Annotated in this window: 15 protein-coding genes and 1 riboswitch; of the genes, 11 read left to right on the forward strand and 4 right to left on the reverse strand. The window is 72.4% G+C overall.

Annotation, left to right across the window (positions count from 1 at the left end):
• The first annotated feature begins 58 nt into the window (after positions 1-58).
• From ACGF12_RS02595 to ACGF12_RS02605, 3 genes are all read left to right on the forward strand, one after another.
• Positions 59-529, forward strand: coding sequence for a DUF742 domain-containing protein (locus tag ACGF12_RS02595; protein ID WP_393024649.1), 471 nt, complete (start codon positions 59-61; stop codon positions 527-529).
• Positions 510-1,157: an ATP/GTP-binding protein gene (locus ACGF12_RS02600; RefSeq protein ID WP_393024374.1), complete on the forward strand. Its 648-nt coding sequence runs from the start codon at positions 510-512 to the stop codon at positions 1,155-1,157. The genes ACGF12_RS02595 and ACGF12_RS02600 overlap by 20 nt, the downstream gene beginning before the upstream one ends.
• Positions 1,158-2,114: 957 nt before the next feature.
• On the forward strand, positions 2,115-2,816 hold the full coding sequence (locus ACGF12_RS02605; RefSeq protein WP_393024377.1) for a winged helix-turn-helix domain-containing protein: 702 nt from the start codon (positions 2,115-2,117) through the stop codon (positions 2,814-2,816).
• Between the two features lie 118 nt (positions 2,817-2,934).
• Here ACGF12_RS02605 and ACGF12_RS02610 read toward each other — a convergent pair whose 3' ends face one another.
• Positions 2,935-3,927, reverse strand: a complete 993-nt coding sequence (locus ACGF12_RS02610) for an aldo/keto reductase (protein ID WP_393024380.1) — start codon at positions 3,925-3,927, stop codon at positions 2,935-2,937.
• A gap of 402 nt (positions 3,928-4,329) precedes the next feature.
• Here ACGF12_RS02610 and ACGF12_RS02615 point away from each other — a divergent pair, with 402 nt between their 5' ends.
• The 5 genes from ACGF12_RS02615 to ACGF12_RS02635 all read left to right on the forward strand — a co-directional run bounded on the left by ACGF12_RS02615 (position 4,330) and on the right by ACGF12_RS02635 (position 7,867).
• The gene (locus ACGF12_RS02615) at positions 4,330-4,896 is read left to right on the forward strand and encodes a TetR/AcrR family transcriptional regulator (RefSeq protein WP_393024383.1); all 567 of its coding nucleotides are present in this window, start codon (positions 4,330-4,332) and stop codon (positions 4,894-4,896) included.
• Positions 4,897-4,982: 86 nt separating this feature from the next.
• Positions 4,983-5,558, forward strand: coding sequence for a DUF4865 family protein (locus tag ACGF12_RS02620; protein WP_393024386.1), 576 nt, complete (start codon positions 4,983-4,985; stop codon positions 5,556-5,558).
• Between the two features lie 17 nt (positions 5,559-5,575).
• Positions 5,576-6,112, forward strand: a complete 537-nt coding sequence (locus ACGF12_RS02625; RefSeq protein ID WP_393024388.1) for a carboxymuconolactone decarboxylase family protein — start codon at positions 5,576-5,578, stop codon at positions 6,110-6,112.
• A complete protein-coding gene (locus ACGF12_RS02630) occupies positions 6,109-7,071 on the forward strand; it encodes a phosphotriesterase (RefSeq protein WP_393024392.1) in 963 nt (320 codons plus the stop codon). The genes ACGF12_RS02625 and ACGF12_RS02630 overlap by 4 nt, the downstream gene beginning before the upstream one ends.
• Positions 7,072-7,198: 127 nt before the next feature.
• Positions 7,199-7,867 carry a Pr6Pr family membrane protein gene (locus tag ACGF12_RS02635; protein ID WP_393024395.1) on the forward strand — a complete coding sequence of 223 codons (669 nt, stop codon included), beginning with the start codon at positions 7,199-7,201 and terminating at the stop codon, positions 7,865-7,867.
• Positions 7,868-8,155: 288 nt separating this feature from the next.
• On the opposite strand, the gene ACGF12_RS02640 is transcribed toward ACGF12_RS02635, so the two are convergent.
• Complete coding sequence (locus ACGF12_RS02640) at positions 8,156-8,923, reverse strand: SDR family NAD(P)-dependent oxidoreductase (RefSeq protein ID WP_393024398.1); 768 nt, start codon at positions 8,921-8,923, stop codon at positions 8,156-8,158.
• A 138-nt stretch (positions 8,924-9,061) separates the two neighbouring features.
• Between ACGF12_RS02640 and ACGF12_RS02645 the strand changes: the two genes are divergently transcribed.
• The gene (locus tag ACGF12_RS02645; RefSeq protein ID WP_393024401.1) at positions 9,062-9,688 is read left to right on the forward strand and encodes a TetR family transcriptional regulator; all 627 of its coding nucleotides are present in this window, start codon (positions 9,062-9,064) and stop codon (positions 9,686-9,688) included.
• A gap of 292 nt (positions 9,689-9,980) precedes the next feature.
• On the forward strand, positions 9,981-11,123 hold the full coding sequence (locus ACGF12_RS02650) for an alpha/beta hydrolase (RefSeq protein WP_393024404.1): 1,143 nt from the start codon (positions 9,981-9,983) through the stop codon (positions 11,121-11,123).
• An 83-nt stretch (positions 11,124-11,206) separates the two neighbouring features.
• Here ACGF12_RS02650 and ACGF12_RS02655 read toward each other — a convergent pair whose 3' ends face one another.
• On the reverse strand, positions 11,207-11,536 hold the full coding sequence (locus ACGF12_RS02655) for a MoaF N-terminal domain-containing protein (RefSeq protein WP_387626166.1): 330 nt from the start codon (positions 11,534-11,536) through the stop codon (positions 11,207-11,209).
• Between the two features lie 503 nt (positions 11,537-12,039).
• A riboswitch (cyclic di-AMP (ydaO/yuaA leader) is annotated at positions 12,040-12,203 on the forward strand.
• 2 nt (positions 12,204-12,205) lie between these two features.
• On the opposite strand from ACGF12_RS02655, the gene ACGF12_RS02660 reads away from it, so the two are divergent.
• Positions 12,206-13,642: a hypothetical protein gene (locus ACGF12_RS02660; protein ID WP_393024408.1), complete on the forward strand. Its 1,437-nt coding sequence runs from the start codon at positions 12,206-12,208 to the stop codon at positions 13,640-13,642.
• Between the two features lie 69 nt (positions 13,643-13,711).
• Here ACGF12_RS02660 and ACGF12_RS02665 read toward each other — a convergent pair whose 3' ends face one another.
• On the reverse strand, positions 13,712-14,341 hold the full coding sequence (locus tag ACGF12_RS02665) for a hypothetical protein (protein ID WP_393024411.1): 630 nt from the start codon (positions 14,339-14,341) through the stop codon (positions 13,712-13,714).
• Positions 14,342-14,379 lie beyond the last annotated feature (38 nt).

Genomic DNA, 14,379 nt, shown 5'->3' on the forward strand with positions numbered 1-14,379 from the left:
CGAGGCGCTCGACGGGCCGGAGACGCTCGACGGGCCGGAGACGCTCGACGGCCCCCAGGTGTCGGTGGACTCGGCCGAGCCCACCGACGAGGAGCAGGCGACCCCGGGCGGACCCGACGTCGACCTGTTCCGGCCGCGCACCCCGGCCGACGACCGCTGGTTCGACGACGAGGCCGGCCCCGTGGTGCGGCTCTACTCGATGACCCGGGGCCGCACCCGGCCGGTCGAGGAGGGCTTGTTCGACCTGATCTCGCTGATCACCGCCAAGGACCCCGGGCCGGACGCGGGGGCCGTGCCCGCGCACGTCCTCGACCCGGAGCACCAGACCCTGCTGGCCTGGTGCCGCCACGATCCGCTGTCCGTCGCCGAGCTCGGCTCCTACACCGACCTGCCGGTCAGCGTCGTGCGCGTCCTGCTCGGCGACCTCTATGACGCCGACCTGATCAGCGTCACCCGACCCGTTCCGCTCGCCGAGCTGCCGGACGAGCGCCTGCTGCGAGACGTGATCAATGGACTCCGTGCGCTCTGACCACACCCCTGCGGGCCCGTCCTCGACGCCGCGCGGGAACGCCAACGACCCGCAGTGGCGCGGCGGTCCGGCCGTCGCGGTGAAGATCCTGGTCGCGGGCGGGTTCGGCGCGGGCAAGACCACCCTGGTCGGCGCGGTCAGCGAGATCCGGCCACTGCGCACCGAAGAGGAGCTCAGCGAGCTGGGCCGCCCGGTGGACGACACCTCGGGCGTCGAGGAGAAGCGCACCACCACGGTGGCCATGGACTTCGGCCGGATCGACCTGCGGCCCGGCCTCGCGCTCTACCTGTTCGGCACCCCCGGGCAGGACCGGTTCTGGTTCGTCTGGGACGAGTTGGCGCGCGGTGCGCTCGGCGCAGTGGTGCTCGCCGACACCCGGCGGCTGGCCGACTGCTTCCCCTCGGTCGACTTCTTCGAGCAGCGCGGCATCCCGTTCGTCGTCGCGGTCAACTGCTTCGAGGGCACCGAACGCTTCACTCCCGACGAGGTCCGGGACGCCCTCGACCTCGACCCGGAGATCCCGGTGCTGCTGTGCGACGCGCGGCTGCGGGAGGACGGGAAGGAGCTGCTGGTCGCCCTGGTCGAGCATGCGGCAGCCCTCCGTCGTCGGGCTCCCTCGCGGGCCTGACAGCCCCGGCCTGACAGCCCTGGTCTGACCGTCCGGGGCCTGACCACCCCGGCCTGACCGTCAGGGCCTGACCGTCCGCCGAACACTGCTGGTCAAGGCTCCTTGGCCTGCCCGGTGTCTCATTAGGGCGTCCACATTCCGGACGGTCGACGCGTTGGAGGTTGCCTAGACCGGCTCGGGCGTGGAAGGCTCTGTGGACGAAGGCCGCCCCGGCCATGCCGTCGGGAAGGTCGGAAACGCCCCGTTCGTACGGGTGTTGCCGACCGGTGACCAGGTCTTCGACGATCCGACGCGGCACCGTCGGCACGCATCGGCAGCGGTGCGTCGCCGGGCAGAACGAAGGGGGAGGGCAATGGGGATGACTGTCGGTCGGCGACGCACCACCACCGTGCCCGGCCCCGTCATGCCGGTGCTCACCGTTCGCCGTTACATCGACCACGCGCTGATCTGCAGCGCCTGTTGTCGCTGACGGCCTCACCCCGTCCCGGTACGTCCCCCGGCAGCTCCGGCCCACCCGGCCGCCGCCCGACGCACCGCCGACCCCCGTCGACCAGGCCGTAGCGGACCGCCCCTCCGGCGCGCCCGCGGCCGACCAACCGGCCCCGCCCCGCGGAGAAACCACCAGTGAACATCGTCTGCCCCAACCCTGCCCCCGGCGTCGCCGGCCGTCCCCGTCCGACCGGGTCGGCTCCCGCGATGTGCGCGGGTCCGCGGACCGGACGGTGGGACGGGCGCGCGCGTCGCGCCGTGGACAGCCGACAGGGTCGCCTCGACCTTGAGCCGTTCTGGCCGTCCCGGCAGCCGCACCTGTTCGATCAGACGTGTCCGGGCTCGCCCAGCGCGTCCCGGCTCTCCGCCCGCTGAACCCGGTTCGGTCCGGTCCAGCAACGGCAGTACGCCCGGTCGACGCGCAGACGACTCCACCCCGTCCGTCACGCGCGAAATGAGCGGCACACCATGTCTTCTTCCTCCACGGCCACCCTGCCCCTGCACACCGCGACCCCGCATCTGCGCGCGGTCCGCTCCGTTCCCTCCCTCTCGCCCGTTCCCTCGGTTCCGCCTGTCGCGTCCGTTCCCTCGGTCGCCCCCGCCGCCGTACCGAAGCCCGGGGCGGTCGTCCCGCCGGTGCCCGCCTCGCTGCTGGCCGCGCTGCCGGAGGGGGCGACCGTCGTCGCCGCCCTGCCGCAGGGCGTGCTGCCGCAGGGGCTGCTCGCCCAGTACGGGCCGCAGGCCGGCGGTGCGGCGGGCCACCCGATGGTCGGGTACCTGGTTCTGGTGCCGACCGAGAGCCCGGTGGCTCCGCCCTCGGGGGTTTCCGGGCCCGCCGTCTCGGGCAGCGTCTCGAATGCCGGACGGCCGGTCCGTTCGGCCGGACGCGGGATCACCGTCGACACCGAGCGGCGCAACGCCTACGTCGACGGGCGGCCGCTCGACCTCACCTACCTGGAGTTCGAGCTGCTGGCCCACCTCACCGAGCACCCGCAGCGGGTGCACACCCGGGACCACCTGGTCTCGGCGGTCTGGGGCTACGGCCACGTCGGGGACGGACGCACGGTCGACGTGCATGTCGCCCGGCTGCGCCGAAAGCTCGGACCGGCCTACCGGGACACGATCGTGACGGTCCGTCGGGTCGGCTACAAGTACACCCCGGCCGGCTGATCCGGTCCGTGGGTGACGTCGGGCAGTCGACGGATTGCAGATGACAGCTAACAGCCAACAGCTGACAGATTTCGAAATCTGTCAGCTGTTGGCTGTCGGCCGCTCGACGCCGTCCGCCTCAGCGGCTCAGCCGGTCGATCTCCGCCAGCTCCGCCTCCGTCAGCGGCCCGCCGGCCAGCGCGTCGAGGTTCTGGTCCAGCTGGGCCACGCTGCTCGCCCCGATGATCACCGAGACCACCCGCGGGTCCCGCAGCACCCAGCACAGCGCCAGCTGCGCCAGGGTCTGCCCACGCCCCTCGGCGACCTTGTTCAGGGCCCGCAGCTGCTCCAGCTTCGGCCCGGTCAGCACCTCCTCGGTCAGGAACTTCCCGACCGACATCCGGGACCCGGCCGGCACCTCGCCGGAGAGGTAGCGATCGGTCAACAGTCCCTGGGCGAGCGGCGAATAGGCGATCAGGCTGGTCTGGGTGTCGCTCACCGCGTCCAGCACGCCGGCCTCCTCCACGTGCCGGTTGAGGATCGAGTACGCCGACTGGTTCATCAGCACCGGCGTCCCCAGCTCACGCAGGATCGCCACCGCCTCCCGGTGCTGCTCCGCCGGGTAGTTGGAGATCGCCGCGTACAGCGCCTTGCCCGAGCGCACCGCGCTGTCCAGTGCCCCCATCGTCTCCTCGATCGGGGTGTCCGGGTCGTAGCGGTGCGAGTAGAAGACGTCGACGTAGTCCAGCCCCATCCGTCCCAGTGACTGGTCCAGGCTGGCCAGCAGGTACTTGCGACTGCCGCCGTTGCCGTACGGGCCGGGCCACATGTCCCAGCCGGCCTTGGTCGCGATGAACATCTCGTCCCGGTACGGCCGGAAGTCCTGGGCGAACAGGTAGCCGAAGTTGCGCTCCGCGCTGCCGTACGGCGGGCCGTAGTTGTTCGCCAGGTCGAAGTGGGTGACGCCCCGGTCGAAGGCCCGGCGCAGCACCGCCCGCTGCACCTCCAGCGGCTGGGCGTCTCCGAAGTTGTGCCAGAGTCCGAGCGAGACGGCGGGCAACTGCACACCGCTGCGGCCGGCCTTCCGGTAGGTCATCGAGGCATAGCGGTCATCCGAGGCGAGGTAGCTCATGCCGGACATCTTGCCAGCCGTCAGCGGCCGATCAAGCCCTCGCCCCGAGCCCCGCCGCGAACTGCGCTCCGCCAGGCCGCCCTTGGCGTGAGTGACGCCGGGTAGTCCCGCCCCGGCCTGCCCCGAGCCGCCCCCGAGCCACTCCCGAGCCGCCCCCGAGCGCCCACCCGCCCGCGCATGCGCCGCGCACCCCTGCCCGGGGTGGCGTCTGCCACCGTGCGTGACGTGACGCGCGCCACCGGCCGTGGCGGAATGCCCCTTGCCGGCACGGGGGATGACGAACGGTCGAGGGGCCGTGGCCGCCGGGGGGCGGCGCACGGCCCTCAATCATTTCCGGCATTCGGAGTCCCCGGGTGGGAAATCCCTGGCGCTCTGTACCTACTGGTATGTACAGTGATCCACATGAGCACTCAGGACCGCCTCATCGAGAGCACCCAGTCCCTCCTCTGGGAGCGCGGCTACGTCGGCACCAGCCCCAAGGCCATCCAGCAGCGTTCCGGGGTCGGCCAGGGCAGCATGTACCACCACTTCGCCGGCAAGCCCGACCTCGCCGCCGCCGCCCTGCGCCGCAGCGCCGAGCAGATGCGCGGCATCGCCGAGGCGGACCTCGCCGTCCCCGGCAGCGCCTACGACCGCATCGCCGCCTACCTGCACCGCGACCGCGAGGTGCTGCGCGGCTGCCGGATCGGCCGGATGGCGCAGGACCCGGACGTCATCGCCGACCCGCAGCTGCGCGCCCCGGTCGAGGAGACCTTCGACTGGCTTCGCGGCCGGATCGCCGACCTGGTCGCCGAGGGCCAGGCGAACGGAGAGTTCGCCCCCGGCCTCCACCCGGCGGACACCGCCGCCGCCGTGGTCGCCGTCGTCCAGGGCGGCTACGTACTGGCCCGCGCCTCGAACAGCGCCGAGCCCTTCGAGCAGGCCATCCGAGGCGCCCTCGGCCTGCTCGGTGCGCACCGTCGGGCCTGACGCCGGACAGTCACGACGAACCGGCCGCACGAGCCGGAGCCGCATCGCCCGAGGTCCGCCCGAAGACCACCCCGAGGAGCCCCGCCGTGCACGCCATGCAGTACGAGATCACCCTCCCCGCCGACTACGACATGGGCGTCATCCGCAAACGCGTCGCCGACAAGGGCCACCTGCTCGACGCCCACCCCGGCCTCGGCCTCAAGGCCTACCTGGTCCGCGAGCGCGGCCGGGACGGCTCGCCGGTCAACCAGTACGCGCCGTTCTACCTCTGGCACACCGCCGAGGGCATGAACAGCTTCCTCTGGGGCCCTGGCTTCCGCGGACTGAGTGCCGACTTCGGCCGCCCCGCCGTCCACCACTGGCTCGGCGCGGGACTCGCCGAGGGCTCCCGTACCGCCGCCCCGACCAGCGCCACCCGCGTGACCGTACGACTCCCGGAGACCGCCGACCCGGCCGCGGCCGTCGAGCGGGCCCTCGCCGAACTGCCCGCCCACCCCGCCTTGCACACCGCCGCCGTCGCCGTGGACCCGAGCCGCTGGGAGTTGCTCAGGTTCGCCCTCTGGCACGGCCCGGCCCCTGAGGACGAGCCCGGTACCCGCTACCAGGTGCTGCACCTGTCCCGCCCCGAACTCGACCGGCTGCCGACCGGTCGCCACTGGTGAAAGGACCCACCACCGCCATGCCCACTGCCATGCCCACCGCCCAGGCCACCGTTATGACCCCCACCGAGCTCGCACCCGCCGACCTCACGCCCGCCCCGCTCGACCGCGAAGCCGGCTACGCCCTGCTCGCCGAGCTCGCCGGCCCGGTCGCCGCCGCCACCCTCGGCGGTCTGGACGGCCTCGCCCCCGGCTTCCCCGACTGGATCGTCACCAGCCTCTTCGGCGGCACCTACCAGCGCCCCGGCCTCGCCCTGCGCGACCGCCAGATCGCCAACCTGGCCGCGCTCACCGCCCTCGGCGGCGTCGAGCCGCAGCTCGCCGACCACGTGCGCAACAGCCTGCGGATCGGGATGACGAGGGAGGAGATCACCGAGGTCCTGGTGCACCTGGCCCCCTACGTCGGCGTTCCCAAGACCCTGGCGGGCCTCCGGGTCGCCACCGCCACCTTGGCGGCGGCCGACACCCTGGCCGACGCCCCGGCCGACGCCCCCGCAGCGAACGCGGAGGGCACCGAGGGCACAGAGGGCACTGACGGTTCAGAGGGTCGGCGATGACCACCACAGCCGGCACCACCCGCACGGTCCGGACCGTCCTGGGCGACCTCGTCCCCGCCGAGCTGGGCGTCACCGACGCCCACGACCACCTGTTCATCCGCAGCCCCCGGTTCCCCGGCCAGGAGCTGGACGACCCGGCCGCCGCCGAGGACGTCCTGCGCGCCTACGCCGCCGCCGGCGGCCGCACCCTCGTCCAGTGGACCCCGTGGGGCATGGGCCGCGGCGCGGACGCCCTCGCCGGGCTGTCCCGCACGACCGGCGTCCACATCGTCGCCGCCACCGGCGCGCACCAGACGGCCCACTACCCCCAGGGCCGCTTCCCCGCCCCCGGCGACGACGCAGGCGACCGCACCGCCCCGTACGCCGACCTCGCCGAGCGCTTCGTCTCCGAGCTCACCACCGGACTCCCCGGCGCGCCCGAGGGCGTCCGGCCCGGCCTGATCAAGATCGCCGACGACGCGGGCCCCCGGACCGGGCACACCCGCCGGACGATGGCCGCCGCCGCCGAGGCGCACCACGCCACCGGCGCCCCGATCGCCGTCCACCTCGAACCCGATGGCGACCCGCACGGTGTCCTGCGCCAGCTCCACGGACGGTACGGAGTCCGCCCCGACCGGATCATCCTCGGCCACCTCACCCGCTTCGCCGACCGGACGCTGCACCGCAGCCTGGCCGCAGAGGGCGTGTTCCTCGCCCTGGACAGCCCCTCCCGGATCGGCCACCCCGCCGACCTCCAGGCCTTCGACGTGATTGCCGACCTGGTCGAGGCGGGCCACGCCGACCAGCTGCTGCTCGGCGCCGACACCACCACCCGGACGGCCCGCGAGGGCGGCGGCCCCGCCCGGCTGCTCACCGACCTGGCCCCGCGGCTGGCCCGCGGTTTCGGGCCCGAGCTGCCCGAGCGGTTGCTGGTCGCCAACCCGGCCGCGGCCCTGGCCGTCGACTGGCGCACCTCTTGAGACCGTCCGGGCCCTCCGAGACCGTCCGAGGCCCGCGGGGCGCTCCCTCCTGTGGCCGAGTCCGCTCGGCGGGGTTTGAATCCGAGTAAGCCCTGCCGGACCACGCCCCAGAGAGGCGGTCCCGACGATGCACTCGTGGCTCGCTCCCGCCCGGCTCGCTGTCGCGGCCTTCCTCGCCGTCGCGCTCTGCTTCTCCGGCTACCACGCGGCGACCGCTGTCACGGGGGTGGTGAACTTCTTCAGCTACTTCACCAACCTCGGCAACCTCGCCGGGATGGCAGTCCTGGGCTACGGCGGCTGGGCCGGACTGACCGGCCGTCGGCCCGTGCCGGACGCGGTGCGCGGGGCGGTGGTGCTCTACCTGGCGATCACCGGCCTGGCCTACGGCACGCTGCTGGCGAAGTACCCCGCGGTGCTGGTGATCCCGTGGGTGGACGACGTGGTCCACCGTGCGATACCGCTCGTGGTGCTCGCCGACTGGCTGATCGACCCGCCCGTCCAGCGCATCCGCCCGACGGTGGTGCTCAGCTGGCTGGCGTTCCCGCTGGTCTACCTGGTGTACGTGCTGACTCGCGGCCACGCCGTCGACTGGTACCCGTACCCCTTCCTCGACCCCGCCCGGCACGGCGGCTACCGCCGGGTCGCGGGGGCGTGCTTCCTGATGACGGTGGCCTTCCTGCTGGTCGGGTCCGCCGTCGCCGCGGTGGGCAACGCCCTCGCCGCCCGCCGCGACGCCCGGCAGGGCGCGCTGCCGCCCGGCGGTCAGGCCCGGCCCGCACCGGCTGACGGAGACTGACGGAGGCGCCGCACGTCCCTGCGGTGGCCGCCGTACGCCCTGGCCGGGTGCTGCGCCTCGCCGTGCTCCGAAGCGACGAACCCGCCCTCGCACTCCACCGCCGCCACGACTTCGCCCCGCTCGCGGAGCCCGGCGAACCGCCGGCCGACGGGGGCGGCCGCGAACTGCTGACGGTGAAGCCGCCTGACGGCGAAGCTGCCGGCCTGACTGGCCGGCGTACGCGCGACGGGGCCTGTGCCGTACGGGGGAAGGCACAGGCCCCGTCGTGTCGTCCGCCGGACCGGCGGGTCACATGTGGGTGCCGCCGTCGATCCGCAGCTCGGTGCCGGTGACGAAGGCGCCGTCGTCGGAGGCCAGCATGGCGATCACGCCGGCCACCGTCTCCGGACCCGCGAAGCCCTGGCCGATGGCGGGGGAGAGCTTGGCGAGCAGGCTGAAGTCGGCGTCGGCGGGCAGACCGGGGTTGTTGGTCATGCCGCTGTCGATGCTGCCCGGCGCGACGCAGACCGCGCGCAGGCCCTGCTTCGAGTACTCCGAGGCGATCGCATGGGTGAAGGACTGGATGCCGCCCTTGGTCGCGGCGTACGCGGCCATGTAGGGGTGGGCGAAGCTCGCGGAGGTCGAGCTGAAGTTGACCACCACGCCCTTGCCGGTCGCCAGCAGCGCGGGGAGCGCCTCGCGGGTCATCAGGAAGGTGCCGGTCAGATTCACCGCGAGGAGCTTGTTCCAGAACTCCAGGGTGGTCTTGTGGGTGTGCGAGGAGCGGAGGATGCCGGCCGCGTTGACCAGCACGTCCAGGCCGCCGCCGAGCGCCGCGATCGCCTCGGCCACGCCGGATACGACCGCGGCCTCGTCCGAGATGTCCAGGACCTGGATGGTCAGACGGTCCGCGGTGCCGTCGGCGGTCGCGCGGTCCAGGGTCTTCTTCAGGCCGTCCTCGTTGACGTCGACGGCGACGACCCTCCCGCCCTCGGCGAGGATCCGGTGCACGGTCGCCTGGCCGATGCCAGAGCCGCCGCCGGTGATCAGGACGTTCCGTCCGCTGAAGCGCTCCATGGTGGTACTCCGTTCGTTCGTGGTCTCTCGACCTCAAGCGACACGGTACGCCTATGTGGCACGACGTGCCAACAAGTCTCGATGTGACTTTCCGTCGCGATGTGTCATCAACTGGGGCGACTGCGTACGCTGGCCCTTGTGACCGGACGCCCCTCCCTGACCCAGCGCCGCCGTGAAGCCACCCGGCTGGAGATCGCCCGCACCGCCGCCGCGCTCTTCGCCGAGCAGGGGGCCGAGGCGACCACCGCGGAGGAGATCGCCCTCGCCGCAGGCATCTCGCTGCGCACCTTCTACCGCTACTTCTCGGTCAAGGAGGACGCCGTCGCGCCGCTGCTCGCGGCCGGCGGGCAGCGCTGGGTGGACCTGCTGGCGGAGAGCGCGGCGGACCTGTCGCTGCACGAGGCGCTGGAGCGCTCGGCGGTCGCGTCGCTGACCCCGGCCGACGACGCGGCGGTCGAGGCGATGCACTGGACCCGCAGCCTGCTGCGCGACCCGAGGCTGGACGGCACCTGGCAGCGGGTCCATGCGGGCTCGGAGGAGCGGCTGCGGACGGTTCTGGCCGACCGCTGCCCGGTCGACACCGACCCGCTGGAGCTTCGACTGGCCGCCGCTGCGGCGACGGCGGCGATCCGGGTGGCCCTGGAGCAGTGGGCCTCCTCGGACGCCCCTGTGACCGGCCCGGGCTCCCCGCAGGAGCTCGGCGCCCGCTGCATGCGTGAGCTCACGGCGGGGCTGGGGCTCTGGGTGCGGGTGGGTGGGGAGTAGCGGGGGCTCGGCCGGCGGCCGACGGGGTTCAGCGTTCAGCGCTCAGATGACAGATTTCGAAATCTGTCATCTGTCATCTGTTATCTGAAATCTGAACGCTGTCATCTGTTCCCCGTCGGTGTTCCCAGCAGACTCCCCGCCCGCTCCCCGCTGACTGTCGGGCAGCGGTCAGCTTTCTCCCAGCTCCCGCTAGGGTTGGTGATCGCGCACCCCGGCGGGGGAACCGGGGTGACCTCCTCGGATGTCCTGAACGGAGGGGGCGGGGAGTTCGAGGCGTGGGAGCAAGTAGGACATGGGTCTGACGAGCCACAAGGTGCTGGCGCTGGCCATATTGATCGCCGTCGTGATGATGGCCGGCACGGTCTGGCTGTGGCCCAGACTCGCCAAGAAGTCCTGGCAGGCGGTTTTCGGCCGGATCGGAGCGCTGCTCGCCACCCAGTTCACCGTGCTCGCCGCGCTCGGTCTGGTGGCGAACAACTACTTCGCCTTCTACAGCAGCTGGGACGACCTGCTGGGCACCGGCAGCACCGGCCCGGTGGTGATCCACAACAAGGCGGACGCCGCCGGCCGTCTCATGGTCGAGACCATCGGCCACGCCTCGGTGCAGGGCGGGGGAGCGCTGGGCCGCGAGCCCAGTCAGTCCGGTGAGATCCGCAAGGTCCGGATCGACGGCAAGGCCAGCAAGCTGTCCACCGAGGGCTACGTCTACCTGCCGCCCCAGTACTTCCAGCCCGAGTACGCGCAGAAGCAGTTCCCGGCCGTGATCGTCAGCACCGGTTTCCCCGGGATCGCCGAGAACCTGATCACCCGGTTCAACTACCCGGGTGCCGCGCTCAAGCTGCTGCAGGAGGGCCGGATGCAGCCGACGGTCATGGTCCTGATGCGCCCCTCGCCCGCCCTGCCGCAGGACACCGAGTGCGAGGACATCCCGAACGGTGCCCAGTCCGACACCTACTTCAGCAAGGACGTCCCCTCGGCGATCCAGGCGAGCTTCCGGGTCTCGGCCGACCCGCAGGCGTGGGCCTTCATGGGCAACTCGACCGGTGGCTACTGCGCGCTCAAGCTGGCCATGCGCCACCCGGATATCTTCCCGACCGCCGTCGCCCTGTCGGCCTACTACGACGCCGCCGACGACCCGACCACCGGCGACCTCTTCGGCGGCAGCAAGCAGCGCCGCGACGAGGCCAACCTGATGTGGCGGCTGAAGAACATGCCCCAGCCGAAGGTCTCCGTGCTGCTGGCCGGTACCAAGAAGGGCGACGGGAACTACCGGCAGGACACCGAGGCCTTCATCGACGCGGCGCACAGCCCAATGAAGGTCTCCTACAGCATGCTGGAGAACGGCGGTCACAACTTCGAGACCTGGAGCGCGTTGCTGCCGTCCTCGCTGGAGTGGCTGTCCGACCACCTCAAGGTGCCGAACCAGGCCGTCTGACGCCGGACGGACCGAGAACCTGAGCCTGAAATTGAACCCCCGGAGCTGCCGGCTCCGGGGGTTCAGTTCACGCTCAGCCTGGCTCAGGCCACCCGCTCCAGCGTCCCGGCGTGCAGCTGCCCGACCCGGCCGCCCTCGCCCTCGAAGGTCCAGAAGGCCCGCACGGTCAGCTTGTTGAGGTCCATGACGTGGCTGACGGTGATCCCGCTCTGCTCCGTCCAGCTGACGAAGTAGATCTCAGGCGCGACCTCGGCGACGTGCAGCAGCACGTCCTCCCACTGGCCCGCCGACTCGCCGAGGCCCTCCCAGCGCAGCCGCTTGCCGTCGGCCGAGTAGGTGTTGCGGAAGGCCGCGCCGTTGTCGGCCCGGAAGACGTAGGTACGGCCGGCGAAGGCGGGCAGGGACGCGGTCATGGCGGGGCGGGACCTCTTTTCGAGAGTGTGGGGCGGACCGTGCGGGGCGTGCAGGTCGTACAGGCGGTGCAGGTTGTACGGGTCGTGCGGATCGGGCTCGGGTACTTGTGCACGGCGGAAAACGTCAGGGCTCCAATTTATCCGACCCGGCCGACTTGGGCGGCCCCGCGCCACGGCACTGTCCGCCACCGCGCCACCCGTCGCGGTGTGTGACCGGCACGTGGGCGTCGCCCGCCGCACCCGTTTCGGCAGCGGCGAGCTCTGCTCCGGCTGATCGCCGTGCTTGTTCGGCGCGCTCGATCGCCGTGCTCGATCGCCGTGTCTGACCGGCGCTTTTGATCAACTCGGCCACCACACACCGTCGTTGATCGACACCACTGTGAGCTGTGCGACAACCGGCCCGACGGAGTTGTCCGTTCAGGGACGGCCTGCCTAGCCTGCAACGGTCGTCCGCCCTTGCGGACCCCGCCGCCGGGACGCCGAGTCCTGTCCACCCGCCGGCGGGTAACCGAGCACCACAGCGGACGGGAGCGGGGGAACCAAGGTCAGCGCCCGGCCCGTGCGTTCTCGCGCGCGGGCCGCGGCTAGGGGTGAAGCCGCTCCACAGGCGGCCGGGCAACTGCAGCCCGAATCCGACAGCTCACCTCGCAGGCGTCGCAGAGGACTCCCATGCACCAGCCTGCCCGCCGCCGCCGCGCGCCGCGCCACGCCCGTCCGTCCCACCGCGGCCGCAACGCGGCCCTCGCCGCCACCGGGGCGCTCGCCGTCAGCGGTGCCGGCCTGCTCGGACTGCCGTCCGTCTCCGGTGCTCAGGCTGCCACCGGCCCGACCGTCACCCAGGACCGGCTCACCCCCGCCACCATGGTCGCGGGCAAGGCCACCACCGCCTCGCTCGGCCTGCACTCCTCCTCCTGCTTCGTCGCCAAGACCGTCGGCGTCGGTGTGCGCGACGCCCGCGGCACCAACCTCGACTTCCCCGGCAACGCCACCAACCTGCAGATCTGCCCGAGCGGGGTCAACTTCACCAGCGGCGCGCGCACCCTGTCCGCCGGGACGTACACCCAGTTCGGCTTCTGGCAGGACTTCGGCAACACCTGGCACAACCTGCCCTCGCAGCAGCTGGTGGTCTCCGCCGCCGGTACGTCGACGCCGGCCCCGGCCCCGACGGCCACCCTCAGTGCGAAGCCGGCCCCGACGGCCACCCTCAGTGCGAAGCCGGCCCCGACCGCCACCCTCAGTGCGAAGCCGGCCCCGACCGCCACTCCGTCGCCGACGACCACCCCGTCCCCGACGACCACCCCGTCGCCGACGACCACCCCGTCCCCGACGACCACCTCCTCCCCGACCACCGCGCCGTCGCCGACCGGTACCCTGAGCGCCACCGCGAGCCCGAGCACCCCGGCGCCGTCCTCCCCGATCGCCGGCAAGTCGCTGACCTGGTCCGACGAGTTCAACGGCCCGATCAACTGGGGTCAGCGCTGGGTCGGCGACAAGAGCACCTCGTACAAGTACGGCAACCACAACCCGGACGACAACAAGCTCGACTGGCTGAACAAGAACGACGTCACCGTCGCGAACGGAGTCGCCACCTTCACCGCCACCCCCGGCGGGCCCACGCTGGAGAACGGCCAGCAGTCCTGGAACACCGGCTTCCTGACCACCGAGGGCTCCGCCGAGGGCTTCCAGGTCAAGACCGGTGACTATGCCGAGACCCGGGTCAAGCTGCCTTCCGGCACCGGTGCCTGGCCGGCCCTGTGGACGTGGAAGAACGGAAACGGGGAGGTCGATTCCTTCGAGTACCACCCCGACAACCCGAACCTGCTGGAGCTGACCAACCACGTCAACCCCGGCAACTCCGACTACTACACCGACGCGAACGCCATCGCGAAGGACCAGTGGGTGACCATCGGCACCTACTACGGCGCCAACTCGGTCGACTGGTACGTCAACGGCGTCAAGGTGTTCTCGGACGGCAAGGGCGTCGGCGCCAACTGGTCGGCGTACCTGATCCTCAACCTCTCGGTGTGCGCGGGCAAGTACCACCCCGCGCCGCAGGGCAACACGCCGATCACCTTCTCCGCCGACTACGTGCGCGTCTACCGCTGATCGCATCTGCAGTTAATCGCACGCCGTGCGCGGCGTACGTGGCGCACGTACCCCCGGAACTAGCCGCTCTCAGGAACCGGCAGCCGTCTCGACCACTGTGAGGTCGAACGGCTGCCGGTTGTTGCGTTCGTCCCGGTCGTCCGGACTGTGCACCGCGACCGACCCGCCGGTCAGCGTGCCCGTCGGCAGGCCGGGGGAGAGCCGCACCGGGACGAGCGCGGTCGCGCTGCGCCGCTCCTTCAGCCCGGGCTCGAAGACGCATCGCACCCGCTGGCCGCCCCCCAGCTCCTCGCAGTTCGCGGGGAAGTACGGGCCTTCCGGTGTCACGCCGTCCGGCAGGGTGACGATCACGGTGAACGGCGAGGCCGTGGGGTCCGGGCCGCGGTTCGCGACGAAGGCGTGGATCGTGGTGGTGCCGCCGGGCGGGGCGGCCTCCGGGTCGAGCCGGACCACCTCCAGGTCGGAGTCGGACGGCACGGTGGCCGGGCTCAGCGGCGCGGCCCGTAGGTCCGTCCGGGGCGCGGACCGGGGATCGGGCCGGGGACCGGGCCACAGGGCCCAGGACGGTCCGGCGGTCAGCACCGCGAGCGCGCAACCCGCCGCCATGACCGCCGTGAACCCGGCGGCCCGGTCGGACCTGCGGGCCGCACCGCCGGATCCGCCCCGAAGCCCCGTACGCCTGCCCTGCCTGCGCTCCATCGCCGCTCACCGTTTCCTCGCGCTGCGGCCGCCCGCGC

The sequence above is a fragment of the Kitasatospora sp. NPDC048296 genome (assembly GCF_043201815.1).
Classification (GTDB): domain Bacteria; phylum Actinomycetota; class Actinomycetes; order Streptomycetales; family Streptomycetaceae; genus Kitasatospora.

Excerpts from the sequence above, each read along its gene's own strand:
- ACGF12_RS02600 (WP_393024374.1), top strand. The coding sequence starts at position 510 with ATGGACTCCGTGCGCTCTGACCACACCCCTGCGGGCCCGTCCTCGACG.
- ACGF12_RS02605 (WP_393024377.1), top strand. The coding sequence starts at position 2,115 with ATGTCTTCTTCCTCCACGGCCACCCTGCCCCTGCACACCGCGACCCCG.
- ACGF12_RS02610 (WP_393024380.1), bottom strand. The coding sequence starts at position 3,927 with ATGAGCTACCTCGCCTCGGATGACCGCTATGCCTCGATGACCTACCGG.
- ACGF12_RS02615 (WP_393024383.1), top strand. The coding sequence starts at position 4,330 with ATGAGCACTCAGGACCGCCTCATCGAGAGCACCCAGTCCCTCCTCTGG.
- ACGF12_RS02625 (WP_393024388.1), top strand. The coding sequence starts at position 5,576 with ATGCCCACTGCCATGCCCACCGCCCAGGCCACCGTTATGACCCCCACC.
- ACGF12_RS02630 (WP_393024392.1), top strand. The coding sequence starts at position 6,109 with ATGACCACCACAGCCGGCACCACCCGCACGGTCCGGACCGTCCTGGGC.
- ACGF12_RS02635 (WP_393024395.1), top strand. The coding sequence starts at position 7,199 with ATGCACTCGTGGCTCGCTCCCGCCCGGCTCGCTGTCGCGGCCTTCCTC.
- ACGF12_RS02640 (WP_393024398.1), bottom strand. The coding sequence starts at position 8,923 with ATGGAGCGCTTCAGCGGACGGAACGTCCTGATCACCGGCGGCGGCTCT.
- ACGF12_RS02650 (WP_393024404.1), top strand. The coding sequence starts at position 9,981 with ATGGGTCTGACGAGCCACAAGGTGCTGGCGCTGGCCATATTGATCGCC.
- ACGF12_RS02655 (WP_387626166.1), bottom strand. The coding sequence starts at position 11,536 with ATGACCGCGTCCCTGCCCGCCTTCGCCGGCCGTACCTACGTCTTCCGG.
- ACGF12_RS02660 (WP_393024408.1), top strand. The coding sequence starts at position 12,206 with ATGCACCAGCCTGCCCGCCGCCGCCGCGCGCCGCGCCACGCCCGTCCG.
- ACGF12_RS02665 (WP_393024411.1), bottom strand. The coding sequence starts at position 14,341 with ATGGAGCGCAGGCAGGGCAGGCGTACGGGGCTTCGGGGCGGATCCGGC.